General features: G+C 72.7%; 12 protein-coding genes and 1 riboswitch. Of the genes, 4 read left to right on the top strand and 8 right to left on the bottom strand.

Going from position 1 to position 11363, the window contains the following annotated elements; all coding sequences use genetic code 11:
* Positions 1–164 precede the first annotated feature (164 nt).
* Genes DRV96_RS17085 through DRV96_RS17075 form a run of 3 tightly spaced genes read right to left on the bottom strand, consistent with a single transcriptional unit; the run spans position 165 to position 2965 of the window.
* Positions 165–869 (bottom strand): biliverdin-producing heme oxygenase, encoded by a 705-nt coding sequence (locus DRV96_RS17085; protein ID WP_119293401.1) that lies wholly within the window; start codon positions 867–869, stop codon positions 165–167.
* Between the two features lie 4 nt (positions 870–873).
* Positions 874–1554, bottom strand: coding sequence for a class I SAM-dependent methyltransferase (locus tag DRV96_RS17080; protein WP_210757090.1), 681 nt, complete (start codon positions 1552–1554; stop codon positions 874–876).
* A complete protein-coding gene (locus DRV96_RS17075; protein WP_419187065.1) occupies positions 1544–2965 on the bottom strand; it encodes an FAD-binding oxidoreductase in 1422 nt (473 codons plus the stop codon). Before DRV96_RS17075 ends, DRV96_RS17080 begins: the two co-directional genes overlap by 11 nt.
* Positions 2966–3053: 88 nt before the next feature.
* On the opposite strand from DRV96_RS17075, the gene DRV96_RS17070 reads away from it, so the two are divergent.
* On the top strand, positions 3054–3629 hold the full coding sequence (locus tag DRV96_RS17070; protein ID WP_119293396.1) for a cob(I)yrinic acid a,c-diamide adenosyltransferase: 576 nt from the start codon (positions 3054–3056) through the stop codon (positions 3627–3629).
* A 68-nt stretch (positions 3630–3697) separates the two neighbouring features.
* On the opposite strand, the gene DRV96_RS17065 is transcribed toward DRV96_RS17070, so the two are convergent.
* The 5 genes from DRV96_RS17065 to DRV96_RS17045 all read right to left on the bottom strand — a co-directional run bounded on the left by DRV96_RS17065 (position 3698) and on the right by DRV96_RS17045 (position 9036).
* Positions 3698–4009, bottom strand: coding sequence for a hypothetical protein (locus DRV96_RS17065; protein ID WP_119293394.1), 312 nt, complete (start codon positions 4007–4009; stop codon positions 3698–3700).
* A gap of 55 nt (positions 4010–4064) precedes the next feature.
* A complete protein-coding gene (locus DRV96_RS17060; protein ID WP_119293391.1) occupies positions 4065–5195 on the bottom strand; it encodes a 3-deoxy-7-phosphoheptulonate synthase in 1131 nt (376 codons plus the stop codon).
* A gap of 237 nt (positions 5196–5432) precedes the next feature.
* Entirely contained in the window at positions 5433–6635 is a 1203-nt protein-coding gene (locus DRV96_RS17055) for a threonine ammonia-lyase (protein ID WP_119293403.1), read from the bottom strand.
* A gap of 14 nt (positions 6636–6649) precedes the next feature.
* Complete coding sequence (tldD, locus tag DRV96_RS17050; protein WP_119293388.1) at positions 6650–8110, bottom strand: metalloprotease TldD; 1461 nt, start codon at positions 8108–8110, stop codon at positions 6650–6652.
* Between the two features lie 59 nt (positions 8111–8169).
* Positions 8170–9036 carry a MipA/OmpV family protein gene (locus DRV96_RS17045; protein WP_119293385.1) on the bottom strand — a complete coding sequence of 289 codons (867 nt, stop codon included), beginning with the start codon at positions 9034–9036 and terminating at the stop codon, positions 8170–8172.
* A gap of 52 nt (positions 9037–9088) precedes the next feature.
* Positions 9089–9164: riboswitch (SAM riboswitch) on the top strand.
* Positions 9165–9210: 46 nt separating this feature from the next.
* Here DRV96_RS17045 and metX point away from each other — a divergent pair.
* From metX to DRV96_RS17030, 3 genes are all read left to right on the top strand, one after another.
* Positions 9211–10344, top strand: coding sequence for a homoserine O-succinyltransferase MetX (gene metX, locus DRV96_RS17040; protein WP_119293383.1), 1134 nt, complete (start codon positions 9211–9213; stop codon positions 10342–10344).
* Complete coding sequence (gene metW, locus DRV96_RS17035) at positions 10341–10925, top strand: methionine biosynthesis protein MetW (protein ID WP_119293381.1); 585 nt, start codon at positions 10341–10343, stop codon at positions 10923–10925. The genes metX and metW overlap by 4 nt, the downstream gene beginning before the upstream one ends.
* A gap of 61 nt (positions 10926–10986) precedes the next feature.
* Positions 10987–11363: transposase (locus DRV96_RS17030; RefSeq protein ID WP_473199544.1), on the top strand; the 377-nt coding region annotated here is incomplete at its 3' end.

Genomic DNA, 11363 nt, shown 5'->3' with positions numbered 1-11363 from the left:
CACCCGCGCAGCAGCGCCGCGTGACGTTCGTTCCTCTGGCCCTGACGCCAACCCGACGGGCGTCTGCGGCGATCAATTGCCTCTCAGCCTCTGAGCCCGCGACACCCGAGCCGCGCGGCGTCGTCGGCGGAGGTGGGGAAGCGGCCCGCGCGAGGCCGCGGGGCTCAGCGATCGGCGGCGCGAAGGCCGGCTCCGGCGACGTCGGCGAGTTCGGCAAACACGGCGTCGTGGCGGCAGAACGTGGCGCGGGCCTCGTCGACGATGTCGTCGACGGGCCGGTCGCGACCGAGCGCATCGAGGGCGTCGCGCAGCGCCCGCGCCAGCGCGGTGACTTCGGCCGCATCGCCGAAGTCGTAGAACGCCAAGGCCCGCCCGGGCGGCAGCGCCAGCGCGTGGGCGACGACGGCGCGCAGCCGCTGCCCGCCGGCGAGGTCGCCGAGGTAGCGCACGTAGGCGTGCGCGATCAGGCGCTGCGCGCCGGCCTGCGACAGGCGCTGCAGGTGCGCGACGTAGTCGCTCATCGCCGGTGTCAGGGCGAGCTCGTCGCGCCAGCGCGGACCGTGGACGGCGTGCAGGTCGGCCGCCAGCGCGGCCTCGCGCCGCAGTGCCGGCTGCGCGAACGGGGCCAGCCGCACGTCGTCGGCGATGCGCTGCAGGCCGGCCTCGAGCGCGGCATACAGCGCGTGCAGGTTGCGCATCAGCAGCAGGTGGCCGGTGCGCGGCAGCGTGCCGCGCAGCAGCGCGCGGATGAAGACGCTGCGCTCGACCTGCACGTGCAGCTCGTGCGTCGCTTCGCGCAGCCGCCGCGACAGGGGGACGTCCGGGTTCCCGGGGCCCCGTTGCGGTGCCGTCGCACGAACCGGCGGCATCGCGTCAGCGCGCGGGCGGTCGCGCGCCGAGCTGCCAGATCCACGCCGGCGGCAGGTTGCCCCAGACGACGCCGCGGCGGTGCCAGACGAGGCCGGTGGCCGCGTCGACGGCGAACGGCGCACGCGGCTGGTAGGTGTACTGCACGAGGCGCCGACGCGGGTCGGCGCGCAGGAACGCCTCGATCGCGCGGCGCGTGACGTCGTGCCACACCGGCGGCAGCGAGCGAAACGGCAGCGACGAGACGATCACGGCGTCGCCGGGGCGCGACTGCAGCGACGCGAGCACCTCGTGCGCCGGCGCGCAACGCACGTCCAGCCGCGGGTAGCGCTGGCGCAGCCGCTGCGCCCATTGCGGGTCGATCTCGACGGCCACCAGCGGCAGCGTCGGGTGGCGGCGGCGCAGCGCGTCGGTGACGGCGCCGGTGCCGGCGCCGAGTTCGACGATCCATTGCGCACCGTCGGCGGCGGCGGCCATCGCGCTGGCCAGACGCCGCGACGACGGCACGACGGCGCCGACGAGGGAGGGCTGCGCGAGGGCGCGCACGACGAAGGCGCCGGCGCTGCGGGTGCGCCGCGCCGTCACGCGCGCGCGCAGCCGCGCCGCGCGCCAGGGGCGGGTGCGCGTGAGGCGCCGCAGCGCGTCGGCGTCGTCGCGCGGCGGCGTGCCGCCCGCGTCAGAGGGCAAAGATCTTCCCCGGGTTCATGATGTTCTTCGGGTCGAGCGCGCGCTTGACCTGCCGCATCAGCTCGACGGCGCCGGCGCCGGCCTCGTCGACGAGGAAGCCCATCTTGTGCAGGCCCACGCCGTGCTCACCGCTGCAGGTGCCCTCGAGGCGCAGCGCGCGCTGCACCATCTGCAGGCTCAGCCGCTCGGCGGTGTCGCGCTCCTCGGGCTTGTCGGGGTCGATCAGGTAGCCGAGGTGGAAGTTGCCGTCGCCGACGTGGCCGACGATGAAGTAGGGCAGACCGGCTTGCTCGGCTTCGCGCTGGCTCTCGCCGATGCTCTGCGCCAGCCGCGAGATCGGCACGCAGGTGTCGGTGGTCACGCAGCGGCAGCCGGGCTTGGTCTGCAGCGCGGCGAAGTAGGCGCGGTGGCGCGCGGTCCACAGCCGCGTGCGTTCCTCGGGGGTCGTCGCCCACTGGAAGTCCTGGCCGCCGTGCTCCTTCGCGATGGCCTGCACGAACTCGGCTTGCTCGCGCACGCCGGCCTCGCTGCCGTGGAACTCCATCAGCAGCATCGGCTCCTCGCGCAAATCGAGCTTCTCGTAGCGGTTGACGGCGCGCACGGCGTTGGCGTCGAGCAGCTCGCAGCGCGCGATCGGCACGCCCATCTGGATGATCTGGATCGTCGCGTCGACCGCGGCGGCGATGCTCGGGAACTGGCAGATCGCCGCACTGACCGCCTCGGGCAGCGGGTACAGCTTGAGCGTGACTTCCGTCATCACGCCCAGCGTGCCCTCGCTGCCGACGAACAGGCGCGTCAGGTCGTACCCGGCGCTGGACTTCTTGGCCCGCGTGCCGGTGCGGATGACCTCGCCGCTGGCGGTGACGACCGTCAGGCCGAGCACGTTCTCGCGCATCGTGCCGTAGCGCACCGCGTTCGTGCCGCTGGCGCGCGTGGCGGCCATGCCGCCGATCGTCGCGTTGGCACCGGGGTCGATCGGAAAGAACAGGCCGGTGTCGCGGATCTCGCGGTTGAGCTGCTCGCGCGTGACGCCGGCTTCGACGGTGACGGTCAGGTCCTCGGGGTTCACGCGCACGATGCGGTTCATCCGCGACAGGTCGATGCTGACGCCGCCGTGCACCGCGAGCAGGTGGCCCTCGAGCGACGAGCCGATGCCGTACGGGATCACCGGCACCCCGTGTTCGGCGGCGAGCCCGACGACGAAGGCGACCTCGTCGGTCGACTCGCAGAACACGACGGCGTCGGGCGGCGTCGTCGGGTAGGGGCTCTCGTCGCGGCCGTGCTGTTCGCGCACCGCGGCGGCGGTCGTGCAGCGCTCGCCGAGGCGGGCCTTCAGCGCGTCGAGCATCGCCGGTGGCGGCGCGCGGCGTTCGGCGGCGGGCAGCACGGCGTGCGGCAGCGGTGCGTTCACGGGCAGTCTCCTCGCGGGCGGTGGCGGGGTCGCGCAGCCCATTCTAGGGACGTCGGCCCGCGCGGCACGGCGCTGCTAGCATCCCCCCATGAGCAACCGCCTGACGCAGATCGCCACGCGCACCGGCGACGACGGCACCACCGGCCTCGGCGATGGCACGCGCACGCGCAAGGATGCGCTGCGCGTGCAGGCGATGGGCGACGTCGACGAGCTCAATGCGACGCTCGGCGTGCTGCTCGCCGAGCCGCTGCCCGACGACGTGCGGGCGCTGCTGGTCGCGATCCAGCACGAGCTGTTCAACCTCGGCGGCGAGCTGTCGATCCCCGGCTACGAGCTGCTCAAGGCCGAGGCGGTGGCGCGCCTGGACGAGGCGCTCGCGCGCTACAACGCGCAGCTGCCGCGCCTGAAGGAGTTCATCCTGCCCGGCGGCACGCGCAGCGCGGCACTCGCGCACGTCAGCCGCACCGTCGCGCGTCGCGCCGAGCGCGCCGTCGTCGCGCTCGCCGCGCACGAAGCCGTCAACGCGGCACCCCGCCAGTACCTGAACCGGCTGTCGGACCTGCTGTTCGTGCTCGCGCGCGTGCTCAACCGCGCCAACCTCGACGGCAAGGGCGGCGACGACGTCTACTGGCGTTCCGAGCGCCTCGCACGCGAAGGCGGCTGAGGCGCTCGCGCGGCGTCGCCGCGCCGGTGGGCCGACGCCTCGGCGACCGTGCCGGGCGCCGCGGGTGCTCAGTAGCCGGTCGTCATCGCCGCGACGTCGACCGTGATCACCGGTCGGTCGAGCGCGCCGGCGGCCGCGCGGGCGTAGTCGCGCGCGAACGCCGCGTCGCGGAAACCCTCGGCGCCGACCGCGGCGGCGATCGCGAGCAGCTTGTCGGCCGTCAGCACCTTGCCGCTGGCCTGCGCGACGGTGCAGCCGTTGGCCTCGAACTGCGCATCGAGCCAGGCGCGCGCGGCCTGCGGCGGCATCGGCTCGAGCCCGTCGAGCGGGATGTCGAACTCGTCGCGCTCCGAGAAACGGACCAGCACGTAGCGGCGCATCGCAAAGCCTCCGGGTCGGGTCGGGATGGCGCGATCGTAGCGCCGCCCGCAGCCCTCAGTCCTGACGCGCGCGCCGCGCCTGCACCGCGCCGTGCAGGATCTCGAGCACCTCGAGCGAGTCGTCCCAGCCCAGGCACGCGTCGGTGATGCTCTTGCCGTACTCGAGGGTGGCCGGGTCGTCCTTGCCGGCGGTGAACTTCTGGTTGCCTTCGTGCAGGTGGCTCTCGACCATCACGCCGAAGATGCAGCGGCTGCCGCCGGCGAGCTGCTGCGCGACGTCGCGCGCGACGTCGATCTGGCGCCGGTGCTGCTTGTTGCTGTTGGCGTGGCTGCAGTCGATCATCAGCCGGCACGGCAGCTTGGCGGCCTCGATCTCGCGGCACGCGGCGGCGACGTGCTCGGCGTCGTGGTTCGGCGCCTTGCCGCCGCGCAGGATCACGTGGCAGTCCTTGTTGCCCTTGGTCTCGACGATCGCGACCTGACCGTTCTTGTGCACCGACAGGAAGTGGTGCGGGCGCATCGCGGCCTGGATCGCGTCGATCGCGATCTTGACGTTGCCGTCGGTGCCGTTCTTGAAGCCGATCGGCGCGCTCAGCCCCGACGCGAGTTCGCGGTGGACCTGGCTCTCCGTCGTGCGCGCGCCGATCGCGCCCCAGCTGATCAGGTCGCCGATGTACTGCGGGCTGATCACGTCGAGGAACTCGCTGCCGGCCGGCAGCCCGAGGCGGTTGATGTCGAGCAGCAGCTGGCGCGCGATGCGCAGCCCCTCGTCGATGCGGAAGCTCTCGTCGAGGTAGGGGTCGTTGATCAGCCCCTTCCAGCCCACCGTCGTGCGCGGCTTCTCGAAGTACACGCGCATCACGATCTCGAGCGTGTCGGCGTACTTGTCGCGCTGCGCCTTCAGACGCCGCGCGTAGTCCATCGCCGCGACCGGGTCGTGGATCGAGCACGGGCCGATCACGACGAGCAGGCGGTCGTCGTGGCCGCCCAGGATCTTGCGGATGTGCTGGCGCGTGCGCACGACGAGCTGCTCCATCGGCGTGCCGCGGATCGGGAAGAAGCGGATCAGGTGCTCCGGCGGCGGCAGCGGCGTGATGTCGTGGATGCGCTCGTCGTCGGTCTGGCTCGTGCGGTCCGGCGGCGAGTGGCGCGGCTCGGCGACGGGGGCGGCGGCCTTGGCGTTCATCGGGGCTTCTCCTGCAGCGGGGGTGTCGGGATCGGGGCGAAAAAAAACCGCCGGGGGTCACCCGGCGGTTTCAGGATTCGGTCGGCTCGTTCGTCTACGCGCTGTCCTCTCCTGCGCCGGGGCGCCGCGAGAACCAAAAGTACGCAAAGAAGAACGCGCTGCGAGACATGCCCGCGAATGTAGCACGGGCGTGCTGCGCTGCGTCAAGCACGCTGCGGCGCCGATGCAACGGCTGTCTCAGTAACGCTGCGCGTCGAACCCTGCGCCGCGCAGCGCCGCGAGCACGGCGTCGACGTGGGCGTGGTGCCGCGTCTGCAGCACGAGCTCGATCTCGACGTGCTGGCCGGCCAGTGCCGAGAACGCGCGCTGGTGGTGCACCTCGTCGACGTTGGCGCCGGCCTCGGCGACGATCGCCGTGATGCGCGCGAGGTGGCCCGGCAGGTCGCGCGCACCGACGCGGATGCGCGCCAGCCGCCCGGCGCGCACCATGCCGCGCTCGATGATCGCGGCCAGCAGCAGCGGGTCGATGTTGCCGCCGCACAGCACGAGGCCGACGTGGCGGCCCGCGTAGCGCGCGGGCTCCTTCAGCACCGCGGCGAGGCCGGCGGCGCCGGCGCCTTCGACGACCGTCTTCTCGATCTCGAGCAGCATCACGACGGCCTGCTCGATGTCGCCTTCGTCGACGAGGACGACGTCGTCGACGAGCCGCTCGACGATCGCGCGCGTCAGCCGCCCCGGCTCGCCGACCGCGATGCCCTCGGCGATCGTGCCGGGGCCGATCGGCAGCGCGGTGCCCTTGACCGCGTTGTACATGCCGGGAAAGCGCACCGACTGCACGCCGACGAGCCGCACGTCGGGGCGCTCGGCCTTCACTGCGGTCGCGATGCCGCCGATCAGCCCGCCGCCGCCGATCGCGACGACGAGCGTGTCGATCTCGGGCTGCGCGCGCAGCATCTCGAGGCCGATCGTGCCCTGGCCGGCGATCACGAGCGGGTCGTCGAACGCGTGCACGAACTCGAGCCCGCGCTCGGTGGCGAGCCGCAAAGCGTGCTCGCGCGCGGCGTCGAAGCTGTCGCCGTGCAGCACGATCTCGGCGCCGAAGCCGCGCGTGCGCTCGACCTTGACGCCGGGCGTGAAGGTCGGCATCACGATCACGGCGGGCAGCCCCAGGCGCTGCGCGTGGTAGGCCACGCCCTGTGCGTGGTTGCCGGCCGACGCGGCGATGACGCCCCTCGGCGCCGCGCCGGCCTCGAGCAGCGCCGAGAGCTTGTTGAGCGCGCCGCGTTCCTTGAACGACGCGGTGAACTGCAGGTTCTCGAACTTCAGGAACACCCGGCAGCCGAGCAGCGCGCCCAGCGTGCGGCTTTCCAGGCACGGCGTGTCGAGCACCTGCCCGGCGATGCGCCGCGCGGCCGCGGCGACGTCGGCGGCGGTGGGCAGCGCCGGCGCGGGGTTCAGGCGGTCCCCCCGACGGTGAGCCCGTCGATGCGCAGCGTCGGCTGGCCGACGCCGACCGGCACGCTCTGGCCTTCCTTGCCGCAGGTGCCCACGCCAGCGTCGAGCTGCAAGTCGTTGCCGATCATCGTCACGCGCGTCAGCGCGTCGGGGCCGTTGCCGATGATCGTCGCGCCCTTGACCGGGTACTGGATGCGCCCGTTCTCGACCCAGAACGCCTCGCTGGCCGAGAACACGAACTTGCCGCTCGTGATGTCGACCTGCCCGCCGCCGAAGTTCGTCGCGTACAGCCCCTTCTTGACGCTGGCGACGATCTCGTCGGGCGACTTGTCGCCGGCGAGCATGTAGGTGTTGGTCATGCGCGGCATCGGCACGTGCGCATAACTCTCGCGGCGGCCGTTGCCGGTGGGCTTGACGCCCATCAGCCGCGCGTTCATCGCGTCCTGGATGTAGCCCCTGAGGATGCCGTCCTCGATCAGCACGGTGCGCTGTGTCGCGTGGCCCTCGTCGTCGACGTTGAGGCTGCCGCGGCGGTCGGGGATCGTGCCGTCGTCGAGCACCGTCACGCCCCTGGCCGCGACGCGCTGCCCGATGCGGCCGCTGAACGCGCTCGAGCCCTTGCGGTTGAAGTCGCCCTCGAGCCCGTGGCCGACCGCCTCGTGCAGCAGCACGCCGGGCCAGCCGGGGCCGAGCACGACGACCATCTCGCCCGCCGGCGCCGGGCGGCTCTCGAGGTTCGTCAGCGCGGCGTTGACGGCTTGGTCGACGTAGGCCTCGATCTGCGCGTCCTGGAAGTGGCCGAGCCCGAAGCGTCCGCCGCCGCCGCCGGTGCCGATCTCGCGGCGGCCGTTCTGTTCGGCGATCACCGTCACCGACAGCCGCACGAGCGGGCGCACATCGGCCGCGCGCGTGCCGTCGGCGCGCGCGACGAGCACGACGTCGTGCTCGGCCGCCACACCGGCCATCACCTGCACGATGCGCGGGTCCTTCGCGCGCGCGAGCTTCTCGACCTTCTCGAGCAGCGCCACCTTGCTCGCGCTGTCGAGCGTGGCGATCGGGTCGGTCGGCGCGTACAGCGTGCGGCTGCGAGCGACCTTGGCCGCAGCGACCCTGACGCGCCGGCTCTGACCGGCCGCGGCGATCGTGCGCACGGTGCGCGCGGCGTCGAGCAGCGCGGCTTCCGACAGGTCGTCGGAGTAGGCGAACGCGGTCTTCTCGCCGGCCACCGCGCGCACGCCGACGCCCTGCTCGATGCTGAAGCTGCCGCTCTTGACGATGCCTTCCTCGAGGCTCCAGCCCTCGTGGCGCGTGAGCTGGAAGTACAGGTCCGCGTCGTCGACGCGGTGCTCGCCGATCAGCGCGAGCGCGCGGGCCAGCGTGGCGTCGGTCAGCCCGTAGGGCTCGAGCAACACGGCTTGCGCGTGCGCGAGGCGTTCGAGGGTCGGTTCGCGCGACATCATGCGTCGATTCTAGGCAGCGCATCGCGCCGCGCGGGCGCGGTGGGCATGCACGCGGTGACTCAGTCGCTGGCCGGACGCGACGAGCGCGCGAAGCTCCACGCCAGCCCGATGCCGCCGGTGACGCCGGCGTCGCGCTCGACCAGCGGGCTGTCGCGGTTCGCGGCGCCGGCCAGCGAGTCGACGCGCAGGAACAGGAACAAGCTCAGCTCGGGCCCGAACGAGCGCGACAGCGACGCGCCCGCACGCCACGCGATCAGGCCCGCGCGGGCGTCGTAGGCCGGGCGCGTCGGCGTCGCGTAGACCGGGTCGACGCCATAGAACAGGTCGGCCAGCCGCTCGTCGCCGAACACCGGCCCGAAGCGCGCCCCCGCGCGCCACGCGCCGGGCAGCGCGCGCTCGTGCACGAGTTCGGGCGCGAACACGAGGCCGCGGTATCGCAGGCCGTCGTTCAGGTCGAGCACCGCGCGCAGCGGCACTTCGAGCCGCCACGGCGCGCGCCCGCGCGGGCCCGGGTCGGCGAGGTTCCACACCAGCCGCGGACCGGCCTCGACGAGCGTGCCGAGGTCGGGCATGCCCGCGCGCGCCTCGACGTCCTTCGACGACGAGCCGAGCGAGCCGCCGACGCCGACGCTGAGTTCGAAGCGCGGCGTGCGCAGCGCGCGCAGCGCCGCACTGCCTTCGTCGACGCGCAGCACGGGCCCGCGGTAGATCAGGTACGGCAGCGGCAGCGCGCGGCTCGTGGAGTCGGCGGCGCCGGGGTACGCCGGCTGCGTCGCCGCGCCGAAGAAGACGCCGGCTTCCCACAGCGGCGGCGTCTGGCGCGCCGCGGCGGGCTCGTCGGCGGTGGCGGGGCACGCGAGCGCCGCGAGCGCGGCGCCGCCGAGAACGAAGACGGTGGCGCGCAGGCGCCGGGCGGGTGTGCTCATGGGCGCGCAGCGTAGCGTGAGCGCGCGGGCTGCGCGCGGCGCTGGCTATACTCGCCGCCACAGCGCCGATTTGTCCCGGCTTGCGGGCGCTCTACAAATGCCGCTAAACAGGCGCCACCGACCCGGTGACCGCATGTGCAGCGGCACCGGGTTTCGCTTTTGGGTCTCTCGCGCATGGGGTCGGTCGGTCACGTCACGCCGCAGCAGATGCACTTCGCCGAGCCGCTGCCGCTTCGCAGCGGCGCGCAGCTCGCGGACTACACGCTGGTCTACGAGACCTACGGCGCGCTCAACGCCGACAAGTCGAACGCCGTGCTCGTGTGCCACGCGCTCAACGCGTCGCACCACGTCGCGGGCACCTACGAGGGTCAGCCCAAGAGCGAGGGCTGGTGGGACAACCTCGTCGGCCCCGGCAAGCCGCTGGACACCGAGCGCTTCTTCGTCATCGGCGTCAACAACCCGGGCTCGTGCTTCGGCTCGACGGGGCCGATGAGCGTCAACCCCGCCACCGGGCGGCCGTACGGCGCCGACTTCCCCGTCGTCACCGTCGAGGACTGGGTCGATGCGCAGGCGCGGCTGCTCGAGCGGCTGGGCATCGCTCGGCTCGCCGCCGTGATCGGCGGCAGCCTCGGCGGCATGCAGGCGCTGTCGTGGACGCTGCAGTACCCCGAGCGCGTGCGCCACTGCCTGGCGATCGCCACCGCGCCGAACCTGTCGGCGCAGAACATCGCGTTCAACGAGGTCGCGCGCCGCGCGATCGTCACCGACCCCGACTTCCACGGCGGCCACTACTACGAGCACGGCGTCGTGCCCAAGCGGGGGTTGCGCGTCGCGCGGATGATCGGCCACATCACGTACCTGTCGGACGACTCGATGGAGCGCAAGTTCGGCCGCGCGCTGCGCGAGGCCGAGCTCGGCTACACGACGCAGGACATCGAGTTCCAGATCGAGAGCTACCTGCGCTACCAGGGCGAGAAGTTCAGCGAGTACTTCGATGCCAACACCTATCTGCTGATCACGCGCGCGCTCGACTACTTCGACCCGGCGCGCGAGCACGGCGGCGACCTCGCGCGCGCGTTCGCGAAGGCGCAGGCGAAGTTCCTCGTCGTCAGCTTCACGACCGACTGGCGCTTCTCGCCGGCGCGCTCGCGCGAGATCGTCAAGGCGCTGGTCGACAACCGGCACGACGTGACCTACGCCGAGATCGCCGCGCCGCACGGCCACGACGCGTTCCTGCTCGACGACGCGCGCTACCACGCGGTGCTGCGCGCGTACTTCGACAACGTCGCCGCACAGGGGCGGGCATGACCTCGCGCGCCGACCTCGACGTGATCGCGCAGCTCGTGCCGCGCGGCGCGCGCGTGCTCGACCTCGGCTGCGGCGACGGCGCGCTGCTCGCGCACCTGCGCGAACAGCGCGACTGCCGCGGGCTGGGCATCGAGATCGACGACACGAAGCTCGTGGCCTGCATCCGGCGCGACGTGCGGGTGCTGCAGCTCGACCTCGAGGACGGCCTGGCGCTGTTCGACGACGACAGCTTCGACGTCGTGCTGCAGCTCGACACGCTGCAGCACCTGCGGCACACCGAGCGCGTGCTGCGCGAGACCGCGCGCGTCGGGCGCATCTCGATCGTCAGCTTCCCGAACTTCGCGCACTGGCCGAACCGCCTGAGCGTGCTGCGTGGGCGCATGCCGGTGACCAAGGTGCTGCCATACCAGTGGTACGACACACCGAACATCCGCGTCGGCACCTTCGCCGACTTCGAGGTGCTCGCCGGCCAGTGCGGACTGCGCGTGCTCGAGGCCTTCGGGCTGCACGAGGGCCGGCGCGTCGACCGCTGGCCGAACCTGCTGGCGAGCACCGCCGTGTTCAAGTTCGAGCGGGCCTGAGAGCGTGAGAGTTTTTCGTCCGCTGCCCTCGTGCTGGCATGTCTCTGGCTTGCTGTTGGGCATGAGCGATCCGAAGCACCAAGACAGCGTGGCCGGGGTTTTGTTCGAGGACTTGGCGCCCGTCGATGAGCAAGCAGCGCAGGCCGCCGCGCAAGCGCGAGCCTTTGCGCTGCGCGCGCAGCCGCCGCGGCTGCTGCAGCCCAACCGCAAGCAGATCGAACTGCGGGCATCGGACCTGGAGTCGCTGCTGGGCGAGGACCACCGAGCGCGGCTGGTATGGGGCTACGTCGAGCGGCAGGACCTGAGCCGGCTGACCGATGCGATCAAGGCGCGCGGCAGCAATGCCGGACGCGCGGCGATCGACCCGCGCATCCTGTTTGCGCTGTGGCTGTACGCCACGCTCGAAGGCGTGGGCAGCGGGCGCGAGCTGGCGCGGCT

Origin of the sequence: Azohydromonas sediminis (assembly GCF_003574675.1) — a bacterium.
In the GTDB taxonomy this organism is placed as follows: Bacteria; Pseudomonadota; Gammaproteobacteria; order Burkholderiales; family Burkholderiaceae_C; genus Calidifontimicrobium; species Calidifontimicrobium sediminis.
This window is presented reverse-complemented; position numbering and strand designations above follow the sequence as displayed.

Bases quoted from the DNA above. Each gene is read 5' to 3' on its own strand.
- DRV96_RS17085 (WP_119293401.1), bottom strand. From the start codon at position 869: ATGCCGCCGGTTCGTGCGACGGCACCGCAACGGGGCCCCGGGAACCCG.
- DRV96_RS17070 (WP_119293396.1), top strand. From the start codon at position 3,054: ATGAGCAACCGCCTGACGCAGATCGCCACGCGCACCGGCGACGACGGC.
- DRV96_RS17065 (WP_119293394.1), bottom strand. From the start codon at position 4,009: ATGCGCCGCTACGTGCTGGTCCGTTTCTCGGAGCGCGACGAGTTCGAC.
- DRV96_RS17060 (WP_119293391.1), bottom strand. From the start codon at position 5,195: ATGAACGCCAAGGCCGCCGCCCCCGTCGCCGAGCCGCGCCACTCGCCG.
- tldD (WP_119293388.1), bottom strand. From the start codon at position 8,110: ATGATGTCGCGCGAACCGACCCTCGAACGCCTCGCGCACGCGCAAGCC.
- DRV96_RS17045 (WP_119293385.1), bottom strand. From the start codon at position 9,036: ATGAGCACACCCGCCCGGCGCCTGCGCGCCACCGTCTTCGTTCTCGGC.
- metX (WP_119293383.1), top strand. From the start codon at position 9,211: ATGGGGTCGGTCGGTCACGTCACGCCGCAGCAGATGCACTTCGCCGAG.
- metW (WP_119293381.1), top strand. From the start codon at position 10,341: ATGACCTCGCGCGCCGACCTCGACGTGATCGCGCAGCTCGTGCCGCGC.